Origin of the sequence: Bacillus coreaensis, assembly GCF_050586445.1 — a bacterium.
GTDB lineage: Bacteria > Bacillota > Bacilli > Bacillales > Cytobacillaceae > Robertmurraya_A > Robertmurraya_A coreaensis.
On record NZ_JBOCCY010000001.1, the window covers coordinates 161,565 to 181,717 of the forward strand.

The 20,153-nt window shown below is 38.8% G+C and carries 19 protein-coding genes; 14 read left to right on the plus strand and 5 right to left on the minus strand.

Features of this window, described 5'->3' with window-relative positions; translation table 11 throughout:
- The first annotated feature begins 63 nt into the window (after positions 1 to 63).
- The 11 genes from ACQ5H4_RS00910 (at position 64) to ACQ5H4_RS00960 (ending at position 10,466) form a co-directional block, all read left to right on the plus strand.
- A complete protein-coding gene (locus ACQ5H4_RS00910; protein WP_430773084.1) occupies positions 64 to 1,017 on the plus strand; it encodes an HD-GYP domain-containing protein in 954 nt (317 codons plus the stop codon).
- A gap of 53 nt (positions 1,018 to 1,070) precedes the next feature.
- A complete protein-coding gene (locus tag ACQ5H4_RS00915) occupies positions 1,071 to 1,358 on the plus strand; it encodes a hypothetical protein (protein WP_430773085.1) in 288 nt (95 codons plus the stop codon).
- Positions 1,359 to 1,540: 182 nt separating this feature from the next.
- Complete coding sequence (locus tag ACQ5H4_RS00920; protein ID WP_430773086.1) at positions 1,541 to 2,734, plus strand: amidase; 1,194 nt, start codon at positions 1,541 to 1,543, stop codon at positions 2,732 to 2,734.
- Entirely contained in the window at positions 2,731 to 3,612 is an 882-nt protein-coding gene (locus ACQ5H4_RS00925; protein ID WP_430773087.1) for a fumarylacetoacetate hydrolase family protein, read from the plus strand. The genes ACQ5H4_RS00920 and ACQ5H4_RS00925 overlap by 4 nt, the downstream gene beginning before the upstream one ends.
- A gap of 41 nt (positions 3,613 to 3,653) precedes the next feature.
- Positions 3,654 to 5,309 carry a gamma-glutamyltransferase gene (gene ggt, locus ACQ5H4_RS00930; protein WP_430773088.1) on the plus strand — a complete coding sequence of 552 codons (1,656 nt, stop codon included), beginning with the start codon at positions 3,654 to 3,656 and terminating at the stop codon, positions 5,307 to 5,309.
- 45 nt (positions 5,310 to 5,354) lie between these two features.
- Positions 5,355 to 5,936 carry a chromate transporter gene (locus tag ACQ5H4_RS00935; RefSeq protein ID WP_430773089.1) on the plus strand — a complete coding sequence of 194 codons (582 nt, stop codon included), beginning with the start codon at positions 5,355 to 5,357 and terminating at the stop codon, positions 5,934 to 5,936.
- Positions 5,933 to 6,463, plus strand: a complete 531-nt coding sequence (locus tag ACQ5H4_RS00940) for a chromate transporter (protein ID WP_430773090.1) — start codon at positions 5,933 to 5,935, stop codon at positions 6,461 to 6,463. The genes ACQ5H4_RS00935 and ACQ5H4_RS00940 overlap by 4 nt, the downstream gene beginning before the upstream one ends.
- 292 nt (positions 6,464 to 6,755) lie before the next feature.
- Complete coding sequence (locus ACQ5H4_RS00945) at positions 6,756 to 7,538, plus strand: ABC transporter ATP-binding protein (RefSeq protein WP_430773092.1); 783 nt, start codon at positions 6,756 to 6,758, stop codon at positions 7,536 to 7,538.
- A 2-nt stretch (positions 7,539 to 7,540) separates the two neighbouring features.
- The gene (locus ACQ5H4_RS00950; RefSeq protein ID WP_430773093.1) at positions 7,541 to 8,401 is read left to right on the plus strand and encodes an ABC transporter permease; all 861 of its coding nucleotides are present in this window, start codon (positions 7,541 to 7,543) and stop codon (positions 8,399 to 8,401) included.
- A 27-nt stretch (positions 8,402 to 8,428) separates the two neighbouring features.
- Complete coding sequence (locus ACQ5H4_RS00955; protein WP_430773094.1) at positions 8,429 to 9,439, plus strand: ABC transporter substrate-binding protein; 1,011 nt, start codon at positions 8,429 to 8,431, stop codon at positions 9,437 to 9,439.
- A 22-nt stretch (positions 9,440 to 9,461) separates the two neighbouring features.
- Positions 9,462 to 10,466, plus strand: coding sequence for an aromatic ring-hydroxylating dioxygenase subunit alpha (locus ACQ5H4_RS00960; RefSeq protein WP_430773095.1), 1,005 nt, complete (start codon positions 9,462 to 9,464; stop codon positions 10,464 to 10,466).
- 112 nt (positions 10,467 to 10,578) lie between these two features.
- On the opposite strand, the gene uraH is transcribed toward ACQ5H4_RS00960, so the two are convergent.
- The 5 genes from uraH to ACQ5H4_RS00985 all read right to left on the minus strand — a co-directional run bounded on the left by uraH (position 10,579) and on the right by ACQ5H4_RS00985 (position 16,034).
- On the minus strand, positions 10,579 to 10,938 hold the full coding sequence (gene uraH, locus ACQ5H4_RS00965) for a hydroxyisourate hydrolase (protein ID WP_430773096.1): 360 nt from the start codon (positions 10,936 to 10,938) through the stop codon (positions 10,579 to 10,581).
- Complete coding sequence (locus tag ACQ5H4_RS00970) at positions 10,935 to 12,401, minus strand: NAD(P)-binding domain-containing protein (RefSeq protein ID WP_430773097.1); 1,467 nt, start codon at positions 12,399 to 12,401, stop codon at positions 10,935 to 10,937. Before ACQ5H4_RS00970 ends, uraH begins: the two co-directional genes overlap by 4 nt.
- On the minus strand, positions 12,398 to 12,910 hold the full coding sequence (gene uraD, locus ACQ5H4_RS00975; RefSeq protein ID WP_430773098.1) for a 2-oxo-4-hydroxy-4-carboxy-5-ureidoimidazoline decarboxylase: 513 nt from the start codon (positions 12,908 to 12,910) through the stop codon (positions 12,398 to 12,400). Before uraD ends, ACQ5H4_RS00970 begins: the two co-directional genes overlap by 4 nt.
- 18 nt (positions 12,911 to 12,928) lie before the next feature.
- The gene (locus ACQ5H4_RS00980) at positions 12,929 to 14,245 is read right to left on the minus strand and encodes a nucleobase:cation symporter-2 family protein (protein WP_430773099.1); all 1,317 of its coding nucleotides are present in this window, start codon (positions 14,243 to 14,245) and stop codon (positions 12,929 to 12,931) included.
- A 187-nt stretch (positions 14,246 to 14,432) separates the two neighbouring features.
- Positions 14,433 to 16,034, minus strand: a complete 1,602-nt coding sequence (locus ACQ5H4_RS00985; RefSeq protein WP_430773100.1) for a PucR family transcriptional regulator — start codon at positions 16,032 to 16,034, stop codon at positions 14,433 to 14,435.
- A gap of 202 nt (positions 16,035 to 16,236) precedes the next feature.
- On the opposite strand from ACQ5H4_RS00985, the gene allC reads away from it, so the two are divergent.
- Genes allC through ACQ5H4_RS01000 form a run of 3 tightly spaced genes read left to right on the plus strand, consistent with a single transcriptional unit; the run spans position 16,237 to position 20,127 of the window.
- The gene (gene allC, locus ACQ5H4_RS00990) at positions 16,237 to 17,484 is read left to right on the plus strand and encodes an allantoate deiminase (protein ID WP_430773101.1); all 1,248 of its coding nucleotides are present in this window, start codon (positions 16,237 to 16,239) and stop codon (positions 17,482 to 17,484) included.
- 11 nt (positions 17,485 to 17,495) lie between these two features.
- Positions 17,496 to 18,749, plus strand: a complete 1,254-nt coding sequence (locus ACQ5H4_RS00995; protein WP_430773102.1) for a pyridoxal-phosphate-dependent aminotransferase family protein — start codon at positions 17,496 to 17,498, stop codon at positions 18,747 to 18,749.
- 16 nt (positions 18,750 to 18,765) lie between these two features.
- The gene (locus tag ACQ5H4_RS01000) at positions 18,766 to 20,127 is read left to right on the plus strand and encodes an allantoinase (protein WP_430773103.1); all 1,362 of its coding nucleotides are present in this window, start codon (positions 18,766 to 18,768) and stop codon (positions 20,125 to 20,127) included.
- Positions 20,128 to 20,153: the final 26 nt, after the last annotated feature.

Below are 20,153 nucleotides of genomic sequence, written 5' to 3' on the forward strand. Positions count from 1 at the left end.
CTAAAAAGGAATTTGATATGATTTAAGTAGAATCATATCCTTAATAGAAGAAGAGGGATACCAATGGAGAAAGAGCATTTAACGGTGCAAGAGATTGATGATATTCTTGAAAAATTAAAAAATGAGACCAAGGGCCAAATACGATATGGCTACTCAAACAAAGAGGCGATCGAAAATATTACAGAAAAAATCAATCAAGCATCAAAGCAAGTGGAGTTGATTTTTTCCAATATAATGCTAGGTGAAGAATTAAATATAAATACGTTAGAGAAAGAAATCCTTCCTGTCATATCTCAAGCTTCAGAAATCCCTCATATATATTACCTATTTTATGAATTAAACAAAACTGAAGAATATACATTCAAGCATACAATTGGTGTAGGAATTATCTCCTTGATGATTGGTAAATGGTTAAAGCTCTCTGATGATGAACTGAGAGAATTAGCAATCGGAGCGACATTGCATGATATAGGGAAGACAAGGATTGATCCTTATATTTTAAATAAAAAGGGAAAGCTTACAAAGGAAGAATACGAGGAAGTGCAGCTTCATACTAGTTATGGATATGAAATCCTTCGTAAGATTGATCAGTTAAGCGATCGCGTGGCTCTTATTGCGCTTCATCACCATGAACGGGAGGATGGAAGAGGATATCCTAAGGGGCTTGTTGGTAATCAAATTGATTTGTTTTCCAAAATAGTCGCGATAGCTGATATGTTTCACGCGATGCTATCTAGACGTGCTTATCAAGAGCCGTTGCCTTATTATACGGCGCTAAGACAGCTTCAAGATCATGCATTCGGAAAATTAGATGCTAATATTACGCTGTTATTTCTATATAAATTAATGGACAGTATGATCGGTCGAACGGTTATGCTAAGTGACGAAAGTATTGGGAGAATCATAATGGTTGATCGGTATGACCCTCTCCGGACTCTCGTGCAAGTCAATGATCAAATCATTGACCTTAAAATGAATCGTGAGTTAAATATTGAGAAAGTCGTAAACGATGAATAAGGTGTAAGCTCTAGCATATATTTTTATAAGGAAAATTTGAAAAGGGTGAGGACATGTACCGATTTTCCATTGATAAAGAGGATTGGATTTTACGATTCTCTCCCAATATCCAAGTTCCGAAAGACGTTCAGTTAACAATAGTGAATTGGATTATTCAGCTAGGAAATCTTCTCCCATCTTATGCGCATGGCCAGTCCTTTCTTATTAAAAGTGAAGAAGAAGGAATCATTGTTTTTAATGTTGAGAAAGTACCATCACTTATCCTAACCGTATCTAATATAATACCTAATGAAAAATGTTTTCATCAAAAAGGAAAACTTATTAATCACTGGAAATGGTAAACGGCCACATATGGCCGTTTTTTTCATTTAAGTAGATTATTCTATTTTATTGGTTATTTTGACCAATATTGAATTAATTTTTAGTTAAAATGCCAATGACTTGTAAAATTAATCAAACTATAATAAAAAGAAATGTGATGAAAGCTGATATGGAAAGATACATTTTGAAGGAGGAAAGAGAAATGGATGACAAATGGAATGCGTTTATGAACGACCACCTAAATATTCAACAAACGGAGTCGGGAGCATTAAAAGGGCTTTCCTTCGGTGTAAAGGATGTGTTTGAGATAAAGGATTATCGAAGCAGTGCGGGAAATCCCGATTGGTTTCAGTCTCATCAAGCTTCTAAGCGACATGCACCTGTAATTAATCAACTATTAGAGCAAGGTGCTTGTCTTAAAGGTACGACCCATACGGATGAATTAATGTACAGTTTGAACGGCGAAAACTTTCATTATGGGACACCGATAAATCCAAGATCATCTGATCGTATACCTGGTGGATCTTCAAGTGGGTCAGCTGTGGCGGTTTCTGCTGGGGTAGTGGATTTTGCACTCGGGACTGATACAGGAGGTTCCATTCGTGTACCTTCATCCTATTGTGGGGTATTTGGGTTCAGACCTACGCATGGATTAGTTGATAGTAAGGGGGTAATCCCGCTTGCTAAAAGCTTTGATACGGTTGGCTGGATGACAAGAGATCCAAATTTATTGCTTACAGTAGGCGAGCTTCTTATAGATAATGGATCGAATGAAAGGGAGGAATTTTCCTCTTTGTTTTTTGAAAATGAAGCATGGTCATATGTTGATAACCAAACTAAAGATAGTTATTTGCAAAATATTGAGGTGTTAAAAGAAAACTATATGACTCAAAATGTGAACATCGCAAAGGACGGACTTTCAAAGTGGGCAGAATTATTTAGGAATATCCAAGGCATTGAGGTTTGGAATGAACATGGGGATTGGATAAACCGCGTGAAGCCTGCATTTGGTCCAGGGATTGCTGAACGCTTCCAATGGGCAAGTACGCTTGATAATGAGTGCTTAAATGAATATGAAGAGGAAAGGGAGCTACTAAAGGATCAACTGTCTGCCTTGTTAAATAGTAATGGTCTTTTAGTAATACCTACTACCCCAGGGGAAGCGCCCATGCGAAATTTAACGGTTGAAGAAATGGAACAATATCGTTCGAAAACAATGCAGCTAACATGTATAGCGGGACTATCGGGGTTTCCTCAAGTGACGATTCCTTTAATAAAAGAGAATGGAATTCCGGTTGGATTATCTTTCATCGCCAATCATCATTCAGATTTGAAATTATTGCGTTGGGTACAACAACTAACAAATAAATTAGCGGTAATAGGTGATACTCCATGAAATTAGCAACTATTAAATATATGAATCAGGAAGAAGCCGCCATTATACATGGTGGAGACGCGATATTGATAACGGAATTGAATAAAATTGTAGGTGCAAATTGGGAAACTTCTATAGTGGATTTGTTACAAGCGAATCAGCTAGAAGAGCTGAAAACTTGGTATCAAAATATAGGTGCCGAGAGGCTGAATATTTTTCCGAAAATTAAAACACAAGACTTTACATATACGGCACTATATAGAAAACCGAAGAAAATACTTGGAGTAGGATTGAACTACATTGAAAAGGCAAGAGAATTGTCTTATACACCAACTGAAACAGAACCAGTAAGTTTTATGAAACCAGATTCCTGTCTTATTGGGCCAATGGAAACGATACGATTACCTGCTTATTCTCATACTGTGACGGCGGAAGGGGAGCTGGGGATTATTATTGGTAAAGTGTGTCGGAATATAGAGGAAGACGAGGTGCCGGGTGTAGTCGCAGGATTCACGGCAACTTTAGATATGACCGCCAAAGATCTTCATGCACGCAATCCTCGCTTTTTACAAATCTCAAAAATATTTGATACCTTTTTTAGCTTCGGTCCACAACTCATCACTATAGATGAAGCTACTAATTTAGATGATATAGCCGTTCAAACAGTTTTAAATGGAGAGATAATTCACTCGAATGAGGTCACAAATATGCTGTTTAGTCCTTGGTCTATCGTCTCGTTTTTTTCGAAAATAGTCACTTTAACTCCAGGGGATATTATCATGACGGGGACTCCGGGATCTGTTGTTTTGAATGAAAATGATATTGTAGAATGCCGGATAAATGGGTTTGTGCCTTTACAAAATCCAGTTAAAGCGGAAGAGACAACAAAAATTTATTAGTATTCTAGCAATTAAATGAATTTGTTTGGAGGGGTTTTCTGATGTATCGATCTTTACATTCTTCCTATCGACCGACCACTATGGCACCGAATGGTATGATTACCACTCCTCACTATTTAGCCTCACAAGCAGGTATGAAAGTGCTGCAGGAGGGAGGAAACGCTATAGAAGCCGCCATTGCAGCTGCGTCCACCATTGGAGTTGTATATCCGCATATGAATGGCATAGGTGGTGATAATTTTTGGTTAATATACAATTCCCGCAACAAGGAACTGAAAGCGTTAAATAGCAGTGGTCGTTCTGGTGAACTTGCTACGATTGATTTTTACAAGAAGCAAGGAGTAGAAAGAATTCCACCCAGGGGTGCTCTAGCTGCCAATACAATTCCGGGTGCTGTTGCAGGCTGGGAAAAGGCTTTTCAGTATTCCATCGAAAATATGAGGGGGAGTTTTCATTGGAAAGAGTTGCTTCATTCTGCTATTGGCTATGCTAAAGACGGGTATCCAGTAACCCCTAGTCAGGAATATTGGACCCGTGTAAATCTTGATGAAACCGACAATCAGTTAAGACATTTACAGAAGTACTCTGAATTTAAAAAGATATTTACAAAGTCAAGTGGTCTTTCCTATTGCGCAGGAGATGTAATGAAGCAATCAGATTTAGCAACCACATTAGAGGGGATAGCTGAAGAAGGGAGCGAATTGTTTTATAAGGGGATGTTGGCCAAGAATATCGCGAGAGACCTTAACGCTAATGGGGGAATATTAACTGCGGACGATTTTGCTTCTCATCATTCTGATTGGGTTGATCCTATTTCGGTAGATTATCGCGGACACACTGTTTATAATCTGCCACCTAATACACAAGGTTTTGCTTCGTTGTCCATATTAAATATACTAAACCATTTTGACGTACCATCTTTGACAGAGGGGTCATCCGATTATTACCACTTGCTAATTGAAGCTACTAAACTAGCTTTTGAGGATCGCGATCGTTATCTAACAGATCCTGACTTCTCCTATATCCCTCTAGAGGAGATACTTTCCTCAAAACGAGGAGAAGAACTAGCTCGTAAAATTTCATTTAATAAAAGTAATCAATTAGAGAAGAAGTTGGATCCAAAGGGAGATACAGTTTGGCTTGGTGTAGTTGACTGCTACGGAAATTCTGTTTCGCTTATACAAAGCATTTATCATGAGTACGGTTCAGGTTTTATCCCTAAGAATACTGGTATTGTCCTACAAAATCGAGGAAGCTTCTTTTCTCTATATGAGAATGATGTCAATTGCCTTCAACCAAAAAAGAGAACCTACCATACTCTCAATCCTGCGATGCTGTTTAAAGGAGGGGAACCATACTTGGTGTACGGGACGATGGGAGGAGAAGGACAACCACAAACGCAGGCTGCATTAGTCACAAGGATAATAGATTATCACTATCCCGTCCAAGCTGCCATTGAAGCCCCAAGATGGTTATACGGTCGTACGTGGGGAGCTGAATCCAACAGTGTAAAAGTAGAAGGAAGAATTTCTAGTGTTATCAGTAGTGAGCTAAAAGAAAAAGGGCATGAGATTGAGAGTGTATCAGAATTTAGTGATATTATGGGTCATGCAGGTGCGATATTAATCAATCCGGATAGCAAGATCATGTATGGTGGTGCAGATCCGCGTGGCGATGGTGCGGCACTTGGTTACTAGCGGACGGATGTACGCACCGACTATAGAAAGTAGGTGTTCTTTTAGATGAGACTGCAATGGGAAATTTTTGTCGCGTTTTTTAGGTCCGGAATGTTAGGGTTTGGTGGTGGTCCCTCTACGATCCCGCTTGTACATAAAGAGGTAGTAGGGACCTTTAAATGGATGGATGATCAGGAGTTTAGTGATATATTGGCGTTAGGAAATACTTTACCTGGACCGATAGCGACAAAGATGGCTGGGTATATTGGATACCGAGTAGGTGGAATCAGGGGTATGCTAAATGCTGTAATTGCTACTGTCCTACCAACCATTCTTTTAATGTTACTTATATTAACTTCGTTTAATAAAGTTAAGGATCATCCTAGGGTTGAAGGGATGACTAATGGAGTCGTCCCAATTGTTGGAGTCATGATGGCTACGCTAACTTGGGATTTTATCAAAAAAACAAAACAAGGCTTTGGTTGGAAGAGGGGAGTCTTTCTATTATTAGGTAGCTTTATCGTGATGGAAATAATAAATGTGCATCCAGGAATTGTTATTGGAGGGTTATTAGTTATAGCAGTTACCATGTCTGATAAGAAGGAAAAAATAGAAATACAAGTAAAAGGAAATAGTGAGAGCCTATGATCTATATACAGATTTTCATTGCATTTTTCATTCCTGGTATTATCGGATATGGAGGTGGACCAGCATCCATTCCCTTAATTGAACATGAAGTGGTTAGTCGTTATGGTTGGATGACGACAAGTGAATTTAGTGAAGTATTAGCGCTTGGGAATGCGTTACCGGGACCGATAGCTACCAAAATGGCAGGTTATATTGGCTATGAGGTAGGGGGAGTGCTTGGTGCGGTCACTGGTGTGCTCGCTACGATTACCCCTTCGTTATTTATCATGATTGTCTTACTAAGGTTACTATTCAAGTACAAAGATTCGCCGAAAGTGAAAAGATTATCAAAGATTGTCCTGCCAGCAGTAGCTGTTTTGATGGCAAGTCTTACTTTTGATTTTTTCCAAACCTCCTATTTTTCAAATGGTTTATGGTCAACTTTTGTAATCGCTATTGTGAGTTTTTTGCTCATCGAAAAGTGGAAGGTGCACCCTGCATTTGTAATTGTCGGAGGTTTAGTGGTCGGCGCGATTTTCTTAAGTTAATAGATAGAAACAAGTATCTAGGCCCAGTGAGTATTCACTGGGCTTTACTATTGTCATTTAATCTCCCTTCGCTTTTAACTATGATTTGAAGCTTTGGTTAAAGTAACTAAAAAGAAATGATAAGTTTGTAAGTGTTAACTAATGTCAAATTAGTCTGAAAATTATATAATGGGTTTATGTTACATTACATGTTATGTTTTGTTACATATTGAGTTTTGTAAGAAATGTAAATGTTAAATAGTGTTACATATTCAAATAAGTTGAGTTTTAGTAAGTAAAAGGAGGAGTTGTAATGGGGGCCATACAAAAAGAGGTAGTATCTTTTAAAGGTGTGGATAAAATCTACAACACGGGTACGGTTGCGTTAAGTCAATTGGACTTGTCTATTCAAGAGGGAGAATTTATTAGTTTCCTAGGCCCTTCAGGCTGCGGGAAGTCAACAGCTTTGAGAATGGTTGCAGGTTTAGGTGAAGCGACTAAAGGTAAGGTAGAGGTGTTCGGACAAAACCCGAAGGATTTGATTCGCAATTCAAATGATATTGCTTACGTATTCCAGGATTCGAATTTATTACCGTGGAGAACAGTCCTTGATAATGTGGTGCTCCCTCTAGAATTAAGAGGATCGAATAAAAATACAAGAAAAGAAATAGCTTTGAGAGTTCTAGAGATGGTTGGATTGAAAGACTATTTAAAGTCCTATCCAAGACAGCTTTCGGGTGGGATGAAAATGAGGGTCTCAATCGCGCGTGCTCTAGCTGCAAAACCGAAGTTGCTTTTAATGGATGAACCGTTTGCAGCATTGGACGAAATGACAAGGCAATCCCTGCAAATGGATTTATTAAACATATGGCAAAAAGAACATACGACTATTTTATTTGTTACTCATAATGTATACGAAGCGGTATATCTATCTTCAAAAATTGCAGTTATGTCAGCGCGTCCTGGAAGATTGGCTTCCCTAATAGATGTGAATCTCCCTTATCCAAGAGACAGGGTAAATAGGGCATTTACGGAGTATGTGGATTTAGCTTCGCAAAGCCTTGAGTATAGCTTGAATCGAAAGGAGTTGGTGTAAGAATGACCAGTCAAACAGCAACGACGAATCGTAGTAAATTGGTAGTTGATTCGAGCATAACGGATAAAAAGAAGGCACGGGGAAAGGTGAAGGGAACGATCATTGGGCCCATCGTTGCTTTAGTAATCTTCCTGTCTTTATGGCAGTCAATTCCAATCGTCTTTGAAATCAAACCATTTATTCTCCCGAAACCGACGGATGTTTTACAAGCGGCAATTGATGACTGGCACCTTCTGTGGCCGGCTATTCAGATAACAGTTACAGAATCGATCATTGGGTTCGTCTTTAGTGCGATCGTAGGAATCGGAATCTCGATTTTGTTAGCGAGTTCTAGAATATTAGAGGTAAGTCTTTATCCATATGCGGTTATATTACAGACAATCCCGGTTGTGGCGATTGCTCCGATTATTGTTATTTGGTTTGGATCTGGATTTAATTCGATCGTGATTATTTCATTTTTAATTGGATTTTTCCCAGTTGTATCGAACACATTGATGGGTTTGAATTCAGTTGATAAAAATATGGGTGATTTATTTACACTATATAATGCTTCGAAATGGCAAACAATGTGGAAACTTCGGATTCCGGCGGCTATGCCATATATGATGTCTGGATTGAAAATTTCGTGTACGTTGGCGATAGTTGGTGCGATAACAGGGGAGTTTATTGCTGGAATTGGTGGAGGTAGAGGGGGCTTAGGTTATGCCATCACTGTAGCTGCTGTTCAATTAAAAACACCATATTTATTTGCATGTGCCATTGCTGGTGCGATATTTGGAATTGGTTTTTACCTTCTAGTAAGCTTGGTTTCGAAGTTCATGCTTAAATCATGGCACGAGTCTGCAATGAAGGTTGAAAAATAAAGAAAAAGAGATAAGGGGAGAAGTCAAATGGAAGTGTTAATGAGAGTGAAGTATCTTTTAGTGGGAATGGTCTTAGTTTTAGTATTAGCTGCTTGTGGTAACGCAGAGTCAAGTAGCTCTACAACTGAGGGAAGTGAGTCTACTGAAGAGGAAGTAAAAGATGTTAAGGTGGTACTAAACTGGTTTGCGAAAGCTCAACACGGAGGAGTGTACGCCGCTCGAGAGAATGGCTTGTTTGAAGAAAGTGGATTAAATGTGACGATTGAGCCTGGTGGACCTCAGGTTTCTTCTATTAATATGGTCGCTTCAGGAAAAGCTGAATTTGGTTTAGCTCATGCAGATCAAATAGTGAATGCAAGAAATGAAGGTATTGAACTGGTTGCTGTAGCATCTGCTATGCAAGGGAGTCCGCAAGCGTTTATGTTTCACAAAGGAAAGGGAATTGAAGATTTTGATGAATTAAATGGAAGAAAGGTATTTGTTCAGCCTGGGATTGTTTATTGGGAGTATTTAAAGACGCAATACGACTTGAGTCAAGTGGAGGAATTAGCGCATACAGGTCAACATGGAAATTTTATATCTGATGAAAATTCTGTGACCCAATCATATGTAACTTCTGAACCATATTTTATGAAATTAGATGGTATAGAAGTAGAAACGAAGTTAATTTCCGATGCTGGTTATGACCCTTACAATATTGTGTTATATGTAACAAAGGAATATTTAGAGGAAAATAAAGAAACGGTTAAAGCATTTACGACTGCGTTTGTTGAGGGGTGGAATCTTTACAAAGATTCTTACGAGGATATTAACAAAGTCATTCAAGAAGATAACCCAGATATTGAGTTGGAATCATTGAAGTTTGAAGCAGAGGCTCAAAGCGAATTTGTTTATGGCGGGGATGCGGCAGAACATGGAGTAGGTTATATGACAGAAGAGCGTTGGGCGACTTTGATTGATCAGTTGAACGAATTGAAAATTTTAGAAGAGACGTTTGATGCGAAGGAAATTTTTACAACTGAGTTTTTATCTGAGTAAAAATATAAAGGAGGGGTTTTATGTGACACTTGTTGTAGAAGGTAGATTACAAGATGCGGTGTTGGAAAATGAATGGCACCCTGTCTATGTTTCTAGCGATTTAGCTGATAAGCCGGTTGGAGTTATTGTCATGGGAGAAAGAGTGTCGATCTACCGGTCAAAAAAAGGTGTACACGCCTTTAGGGATCTGTGTATTCATAGAGGAGCGATGCTTTCTGAGGGATATGTTGTAGATGATTGTCTTGTTTGTCCCTATCATGGTTGGAAATATGATGACGTAGGTAAATGTGTAAGTATTCCTGCACAAAGTAAGGAAATGAAGATACCGGAAAGAGCTAAAGCGGAAGTGTATCATTGTCAAGAAAAGTATGGAATTATCTGGGTTTGTTTAGGTGAACCTACAATGGAACTACCTTACTTAGAAGAGTTTGAAGACCCTGCGCGTAAGCCGTTAGTGTGTGGTCCTTATGATGTTAAAGCAGCTGGGACGAGGGTGGTTGAAAACTTTACGGATTTTGCTCATTTGATGTATGTTCATGGCGGATTACTGGGGCATCCTGATTATGCGGAGCTTCCTGATTTTTCGATTACAAAAGAAAAAGACCGGATTTTCACCTCTGAAGTACCTATATTTCAGCCGGTGGCGCACTCTGGATCAGAGGCTCGCGAGGGAACAACTTACGTGTATGTAAAAGAAGTATTTCGACCAATGTCTGCTCGGTTATCTAAACGAGATGCTGACACGGGACAAACTCTTTGGATTTTGCTTACGGTACTACCGTTAAGTGAAAAGGAATGTAAGGTATATATGGTAGTATCCAGAAACTACGGCTTTGAAGTATCGGATGAAGACTTTATTAAATTCCAGGACACTGTATTTCAACAGGATGCTTGGATCATCGAAACCCAAAAACCGGAATTACTACCATTAGATTTACAAGCAGAACTGAACCACAAAGTTGACGTCCTATCTGTAGCCTACCGGAGATGGCTAAAGGAACTGGGAGTTACAATAGGTACAGTATAATAGAAATAAAGTCCCTGAGTAGTAAAACTACTCGGGGATATTTATTTGAGTGGAAATCTATCTTTTTTAGTAAAAGAAATCACCTGCTATTTTAGTAGGTGATTAGTGGTATTTAACTTCCTCTATAAACTTGGTAACCCCAGGGAGAAACGAGTAGTGGAACATGATAATGTGTTGTTGTGTCAACGATGTTGAAGCGAACAGGTATCTTATCTAAAAATGGCGGGTTGGGTAAATCAAGGTTCATGTTGTGAAAATAACTCCCGATGTGAAAAACTAACTCATAACAACCGGTTTTTAATTCTTTCTTAGATAAGAAGGGAGAATCAAGTCTCCCATCATCATTTGTTACAGCGGTTTTTAGAAGGGTCCATTCTGTAGAACTTTCTTTTTGAAAATACAGTTCAATGGTTACGTTGTTGGCTGGTTGGCCGTGAGATAAATCTAAAATATGTGTAGTTAGACCTGTCATTGTTTCTCCTTTTCTGTTTCTGTGTGTTTTGTGGATACAACTAATTCTTTTTCTTTGTCCCATTCTCCTGTAAATTCTACTTCTTTATAGCTAAAGAAATTTGTAAGTATTTCTTCTTGATCGTCTAAAAAAAGTTGGTCTGCTACAGCCGAAACGAGCTTGGGGATCCCGATTTTCATTCCGGAAAGTGCAGAGGCGGAAATTCCGCAACTAATTAATGCGGAATAATTAAAAGCGAATATTCCGTGTAATAATTTTTTTCCCTTTTCATCACGGCTTAAGAATGCGAAACCAGGACTTAAATAAGGGTGTGCGTCGAGGATTGGGTTCGCTTCCGCCTCTGTAGGTTGGTAGCGATCTTCCCATCTGGCAATATGCTTTTCAACCAGTTTTAATTCTGGACGAAAAGCTGGGTCGGTTAGTAGACCGGTGCTAATAATTAAAAAATCAAAATGGAAAATCCCGTTGGGAGTTGTGATTTTTGCTCCGTCGTTACTTGGCTCGACATGAATCCATGGAGAGCCAAGATGGAGATTAAAGCCAGGCCAGGATGATGCGCGAGCAAATGTATCGTTCGTTGGTGGTTGGTTATGTTTAAAAAAGTGAGAAATGATTTTATATTTATTTGAATCTGTTAAAGAGTGGAAGCGTTCAATCATGCCTGATGTTTCCATTTGGCGAATCGGGTTAATTCTTGGAAGTTCCTTTCTCCGAACGAATACATGTGCTTCGGCTACGCCTTCTGTAAGAGCGAAGTTAGCATTATCAAAGGCTGAGGCACCGCCACCTAAAATGGCAACTTTCTTCCCTTTTAAACTTTCAAAATCGATAGGCTCTGATGTATGCGCGTAAAGATGCTTAGGTAGATTATCAGAAATCATTGATGGAACATGCCATTCTCCGCCGCCTTGTATGCCTGTGGCGAGGATCACTTTTCGAGTTAATATTTTGTTCGTAGACGCCCCTTTTCCTTCGATATGAAGCTGATGTATTCCTTCTTGGGAAGGTTCGATTAATGTAAGTTTAACTTCGTTGATGACAGGCAGTTGTAGTACTTGACGGTACCATCGTAAATAATTCATCCAATCTCCTCTAGGGATTTTGTCGATATTGTCCCAGCTTTTTGGTCCGAATTGTGCTTCCCACCAAGAGCGGAACGTGAGGGAGGGAATGCCTAGGTCAACAGAGGTTAATTGCTTAGGTGTTCTCAATGTTACCATGCGAGCATATGTTTCCCATGGACCTTCGAAGCCTTCGGGATTTTCGTCTAAAACAAGAATATTAGCTACCCGCTCTTTTAATAATGCAAAGGCGGCGCCTAAACCGCTTTGGCCACCGCCCACAATGACGACATCGTAAACATGTCCATCGGGATGACTATAGGGGTGGACCCAATTAGTGCCACCGAAATTGAGATAAGAGAGATCTCTTTTTACTTGAAGATTTAAAGTTTCTAAAATCATAATATATCATCCTTTCCTTTAATGATCTCTTCTAAGCGAAGAAGGGCGATTTTGTATATTTCAGTCAAAGCTGTTTCAAACTCAATCTCTTTGCCAGAAGAAATTCGTGTTTTCATCGATTCGTATATTTCATGTTTGTTCTTTCCGCGAACGGCTAAAATGAATGGAAAACCAAACTTCTCCATGTACTCTTGATTGGTTTGGAGGAATTGCTCGTACTCATCGTTGGTAAGATTCTGTAACCCAGCACCTTTTTGTTCTTCGGTGGAATGATTTGTCATTGCGATTCGTTCACCTAAATTAGGGTGGGCTTTGATTAGCGTTAATTGCTGCTCAGGGGAAGCGCGTTTGACTACATCTACCATACATCGGTGTAAATGATGTAAAGAAGGAAACGGTTTTTCGCTGAAAGCTTTATGGGCAATCCAGGGAGAGTGTTCGAAAATTCCATTCATTATGTTCATAAATTCATCCAGATTTGTATCGTTTATTTGGCTAATTGTGTACATTAGGTTCACTTCCTTTCTTTATATGCTTTTTATTTTTGGGGTTACTGTTGCTTTTGTTGTGGTCTTAATAGAGCTTAATGGGCGTGTGGTAAAGATTATATTTAATAGAATGGCGGATAGACTACCTGCAATAATTCCATCGCCGACTACTATTCGGATTGCTTCTGGTAAAACGGCGAATAGTTCAGGTACAACAGTAGCCCCTAGTCCTAAGGAAATAGAACAGGCTACTATTAACTGATTGCTATGATCGGAAAAGTTTACGTTTGTTAATATCTTTATGCCAGATGATACGACCATTCCGAACATGATAACCGTTGCTCCTCCTAGAACTGAGGTAGGGATAATCGTGGCTAATGCTGCTATTTTAGGAATCAGCCCTAATGCCACTAAAATAAATCCTGCTGCAATTGTAATGGTGTTTTTCTTTATGCCAGATAATTGAACCAATCCTACATTTTGTGCGAATGTGCTATATGGGAAAGCGTTAAAAAGCCCTCCTAAAGTAAAAGCGATACCTTCTGTACGGTATCCGCGAATCAAATCGTTTTCGGATAATTCTTTATTAGTGATTTTACCTAAAGCGAGAAATGCTCCAGTTGATTCAACGAGAATAACAGTACCTACCAAGATCATCGTTAAGATGGGGAGGACTTCGAAGGTTGGAACACCAAAGTACATGGGTGTTGGGATATGAAACCAGGAAGCTTCTTTTAGGGCGCCTATGTTCACCATTCCCAAAAATGCTGCCACAATGGTTCCGGTTATTATGCCTATTAAAACTGAGATAGCTCGTAAAAATCCGGTGAAGAAGCGATTCATTACTAAGATGATGGTTAGTACTAAGAATGAAAGAAGTAGATTTTCTGTAGAACCAAATTCAGGATTGGTAGCTCCTCCTCCCATGTTTTTTATTCCAGTGGGAATTAGAGATAATCCGATTATGATAACAACCGTTCCGGTGACAACAGGAGGGAAAAGTTTGATTAGTTTTCCATATAAAGAAGCAAAAACTAAGATGAATAAACCAGCTGCTATAATTGAACCGTAGATAGCTGAAATACCATAATTCGTACCGATAGTAATCATAGGAGAAACAGCTACAAATGATGTTCCTAAAACAACTGGTAGACCGATTCCGATGTATTTATTGTTCATGGATTGCAATACAGTTGCGATTCCGCAGGTGAGTAGGTCAATCGCGATTAGGAAGGAGAGTTGCTGTTGGGTAAATCCTAAAGCGCCTCCTACGATTAAGGGAACGAGTATAGCTCCAGCGTACATAGCAAGCACGTGCTGTAACCCTAAAGAAAACACTTTTGATAGTCCGGTCATGGTTAATTCTTCCTTTCTGTTATGTATGTAATATAATATAACATGATTTGTTACGAATAGTTACATCATAATCAATATTTTGTTAACTGTCATTGTTTAAAATGACTAAAAATTCAGTTAAACTCTATTCAACTTATATAAAAGATAAAAACTCAAGCTTTTGCTTGAGTTTTGTTATGTAGGAACTTTAATTTTGTAACAAGGCCCTAATCCGTAAAGCTAGCCTTATTTGTAGGGTTGTTTCTGAATCCTTTAGGCTTTTTCCTAAAATTTCTTCGCATTTTTCAATACGGTAAACCACCGTATTTCTATGGATAAATAATCTTTTCGCCGTTTCAGAAATTTGGCAGTGTGTCTCTAAGTAAACAGACAATGTATCTAGTAAAGTTTGTTCTTCTTCTATTTTAATATCTGTAAATTTACTTAAAGCGAAAGAATAAAAGTTTCTTAAATCTTCTTGAGGTACCATGCGTAACAATTCAGAGATATCTTTTGCTTGAAATGTTTGGATATATCCAATCTGCTTTGAAAATTTTCCTTGTGATAGTGCGTCTAGGGCATCTTTGTAGGCGTTCTTAACATCCATAAATGTGTGGCATAAATTGCTGATTCCGAATGAGATGGTATTTTCATAGTATTTAAATATTCTTTCCTGAAGTTGAACCAAAATAGACTCGCAGTACATACTAGGGTGCAACACATTTTCATCTGATTCAAATAGGAGAATACAAGATTCACCCTTTGTGAAAAAATGAATTTTGGGGGTCATTGCAGACACTTCGCCTTCAATAAAATCATAAATTACATCTGCTTTTTCATGACGCTCGGCATAGGAAGGTTGGAATTTATCACCATCGATTTTACCTATTACACAGATATACTTTTGATCATTTTTTAATGAGAATTCAGATGCTCTGCCAATAATTTCTTCCTGTGATGAAAAAGTTCCGTCAATAAAGTGAATGAAAAAATCGTTACGAATGCTCCGATCTTGTTGTCTAAGGGCGCTTTCTTTCATAAGAGAAAATGAAATCACATTTGTTGCTTGTTCAATTGTTAATGAAGTTAACTGATCTGTTTTTTTTACCTCCCCGTTAATCATCAGGTACCCTTTTTTTCTTTCGCTAATATGGATGGGAAATAAAGTATATGTCTCTCTTGTGTCAGAAATAGAAAAAGAAATCGGTGAGATTGGAGACTTAGGAAGTGTAATCTCATCTGGAAATATAGGGAATGTGCTTTCTGGTGTTTGTTGGAAAATGGGCTTAAAATACTGATCAATCAATCGGACCGGTCGTTGGATCATCTGTGATAAATCTTGAAGTAACAGTCCTATTCCTTTGCCTTCCATAATGATTTTTGTGAACTGCTTATGTGTTTCGAGTGCAAATGTTAATTCGGATGCACGTTGATCAAGAATGGCGCGTAATGAATGGTTCACGATTTCACCTAATGATAAATGTAACGGAAGTTCAATAACAGGTAATGAAAGTTCGTTTGCTAGTTCAATTACTTCATCTGGAATTTTATTTAAAAATCGTTTTGTTTTAATTCCTAATCCGGCACAGTCTTGTGTAGCCATGGCTTCAACTAAATTGGTCAGAGTTTGAGGGTGATCTTTAAAATGGTAGGCGGTTGTGACAAGGAATTCATTTTTGTTTAAGTAATGAATGATATCAGGAGCATCCATCATGTTAACGGACTTTACTTCACGTTCCATTCCTGATTGTCCGGCAATCATATTCATTCCTTCTAAATCCGGCACAGTTAAGAGTTGGTTTACTTTCAATAGGAACATTCCTTTCGTTTATTATGCAGAAAATTTAGTATTTTTTGTTTAATATTATCATGATTTAGTCAATTTGCATAAAAAACTATCGAATATTTTACAAAAACGCTAATGAAGTTCACTGGGAAAATAGGTAAACTAATAATATAACGTGACGATGTTAAGAAAAATAACATGTATTTATTTATAGGGAGTGAAGGGGATGGCCATTCAGGTTAATAAACAATTAATCGAAGAAGGACAAGTGGGAGCAGTCATTGAATGGCTTGCTTCAATAGGAGAAACAGAAAGTGGGGGTGTAACAAGACTTCTGTATTCACCAGCCTGGCTAGAGGCACAGGTAGCATTAAAAAATATGATGGATCAAACGAAGTTATATACGTATTTTGATAGCGTGGGAAATTTATTTGGTAGATTACCAGGTACAGATGGAAATGAAAAGACGATTCTGACAGGCTCTCATATTGATACGGTAGTGGACGGTGGAAAGTACGATGGTTCATACGGTATTATTGCAAGCTTATTAGCTACGGTAAGGCTGTTTCATAGATATGGATACCCGAAAAAAACGATAGAAGTGGTTTCTTTATGTGAGGAAGAGGGAAGTCGTTTTCCATTAACTTTTTGGGGGTCAAGGAATATTAGTGGTGCTTACAACCTTTCTCGAGTGGAGAATGTTAGGGATGGAGAGGGTATTTCGTTTTTCGAAGCAATGAAGCAAGCAGGCTTTGATCCAACGTCATACGTTTCACCGGTTCGTACAGATATAGAGAGATTTGTAGAAATCCATATAGAGCAAGGAATGACTCTTGAACGAAATAAAAACCAAATCGGTATTGTTACTCATATCGTAGGTCAGCGCCGTTATACCATTCGAATTAAGGGTGAAAGTAATCATGCCGGAACAACCCCTATGCAGTTTCGAAAAGATGCCGTAAGCACTGCTTCACATCTAATCTCTTTCTTAACTGAGAAAGCAAAGAATACAGATGCTATGTTAGTTGCTACAGTTGGAAGATTAAACGTAAAGCCGAATGTACCCAATGTAGTAGCTGGTGAGGTAGAATTTAGTTTAGATATTCGGCATCATCAGGAAGAAATTATTGAGCAATATTGTCAAAAAATTTTCACAGAGTTTAAGCGTTTCTCTGGTGTATCAAATATAGAAGTGGACATTGTGCAATGGATGGACGTGAAGCCAGTGAAGATGGATGAAGAAATGTGTGAGTGGGCAAGTGAGATTGCAGATAGAAAACGATACAGCTATCAAAAAATGATAAGCGGGGCTGGGCATGACGCTCAAGTTTTTGGTGGAACTTGCCCGACTACCTTATTGTTTGTACCTAGCCGTGCTGGAATTAGTCATTCACCAAAGGAATTTACGGATTTGGAAGATTTGGAGACAGGAATTGAGTTATTAACAGAAGTTTTATATAAATTAGCTTATTAAAGGAGTGAAACATGGTGGTTTTTTCGGAATTGCATACACCATTGCGTACAATTATGACCCCAGGCCCGGTTGAAGTTGATCCTCGTGTGTTACGTGCGATGAGCACACCTATTTTAGGGCAGTTTGATCCTGCTTTTACAGCTATTATGAATGAAGTCATGACAATGCTTCGTCAAGTTTTTCAAACAAAGAACACTTGGGCTTTTCCCATTGATGGTACCTCAAGATCGGGAAATGAGGCGATTCTTTGTAGCATCATCGAACCTGGAGATCGGGTCTTAGTTCCGATATATGGGAGGTTCGGACATTTGTTAGTAGAAATTTGTGAACGGTACGGAGCAGATGTGTACTCTATAGAGTGTCCATGGGGTGAAGTGTTTGATCCTAAAGTGGTCATTGAAGAGATTGAAAAGGTGTCGCCTAAAATTGTAGCTATTGTTCATGGGGAGACATCAACCGGTAGATTACAACCGCTTGAAGAGATTGGAAGGGCATGTCGAGAAAGAGATGTGCTGCTTGTGGTGGATGCTGTTGCATCTATCGGAGGGGTTGAGGTAAAAACCGATGAATGGTTTATTGATGGAATGATTGGTGGCACTCAAAAATGCTTATCTGTTCCATCTGGGATGGCTCCTATTACGTATAACGAACGGATTGAAAGCATATTATACACTCGGAAAAAGGTGGAGCGAGGGATTGCTACAGAGCAGGATTTGAATTTTAAGAGAAGTAATCATTTCATTGCCAGTAATTATTTTGATTTAAGTATGCTACAGGATTATTGGGGTCCGCGAAGACTCAATCATCATACAGAGGCAACCTCAATGATCTACGCTTTGCATGAAGGTTTAAGGCTTGTTTTATTAGAAGGTTTAGAGGAGCGCTTTACTCGGCATCAGTTCCATGAAAGGGCATTAATAGCGGGGATAGAAGCGATGGGATTGAAGCTTTTCGGTGATTCAGAAAATAAGCTGCCTTGTGTTACTTGTGTAGAGATTCCAAAGGGGATAGACGGCGAATCAGTTAGGACCATGTTACTAGAAGCATTTAGTATTGAAATTGCTTCCTCTTTTGGCCCTTTGCATGGGAAAATTTGGAGAATTGGTACGATGGGATACAGCTGTCGAAGAGAAAATGTTCTAGCTGTACTTGGCGCATTAGAAGCCGTTTTAATTCGACATGGAGTGAATGTTCATCGGGGAGATGCGGTTCAGGCGAGCCTAGATGTTTATCTGAATGAGAATCAAAGTTTGCTAAAGTTATAGTAGAGGTGAGGCTGGTATGGCTAAATATGATCTTTTAATACGTAATGGCTTGGTTGTATTTTCAGATCAAGTGACTCAAGTAGATATAGCAGTAAAAGATGGGGTCATTGTAAAACTGGAGGCGGGAATGGACGGAACTGCACTAGAGGAGCGAGATGCAACCGGATTGTATATTTTTCCTGGTGTGATTGATGTACATGTTCATTTTAGTGAACCTGGACGAGAACATTGGGAAGGGTTTGAGACAGGCTCTAAAATGATGGCTGCAGGAGGATGTACCACCTTTTTTGACATGCCTTTAAATGGAATCCCGTCAACTATTAATGAAAGTGTGTTACTTAAAAAGGGGGGAATTGGACAAAAGAAATCCGTTGTTGACTTTGCTTTATGGGGTGGGCTAGTCCCTAATCATGAAAAAGATATAAAAGGACTTGCAGAAAATGGAGCTATAGGATTTAAAGCTTTTCTATCAGAAACGGGAAATGATGAATTTGAACGGGCGGATGATTATACATTATTAAATGGGATGAAGGAAATTTCTTCACTAGGTAAGATTTTAGCGTTACATGCTGAAAGTGCTCCGATTACTAACTGGTTGCAAAAGGAAAAACTGCAAAAAGGTTTAGTAAGCCCAGATGATTATTTGGAATCCCGTCCAACCATCGCAGAAGCAGAGGCAGTTGATAGGGCCTTAGCCTATGCAAAGTTAACTGGATGCGCCTTGCATTTTGTTCATATTAGTAGTGAAGCTGCGATCGTAAAAATTGAAGCGGCTAAACTAGAGGGGATGGATGTAACTGTAGAGACTTGTCCGCATTATTTATTATTTTCTCACCAGGATCTTGTGGAGAAGGGACCTATTGCTAAATGTGCTCCACCTCTAAGGGAGAAAAAAGAACAAGAAAGACTTCTACAATTATTAATAGATGGAAAGTTTGATATGATTTCCTCTGACCATTCTCCTTGTCCTTTTTCAATGAAAGACCCCTCTGTTTACAATCTGTTTCAAGCATGGGGAGGTATAAGCGGTGGACAATTTACGTTATTATCGATGATTGAGTTAGCAGTTAACCATAATATTTCTTTAACAAGGGTGGCCGAGTGGACATCAGAAGCACCTGCTAAACGATTTCACCTTCATTCAAAAGGAAGAATCCGAGTAGGAATGGATGCGGACTTTGCGGTGGTAGCAATGAAGAATTATAAAGTAACAGAAAATAATTTTTTCGCCAAGCATAAACAAAGTATATACTTAGATCACACCTTTCCGTGTCAAGTAACAGCAACCTACAATAGAGGAAGGTTGGTCTTTGATAATGGAGAGATTATTGAGTCTGGTAGCTATGGACAATGGCTATTTGAAAGTAACATAAGTTAGTAATATTATTTTACAAAAAAGCAAAG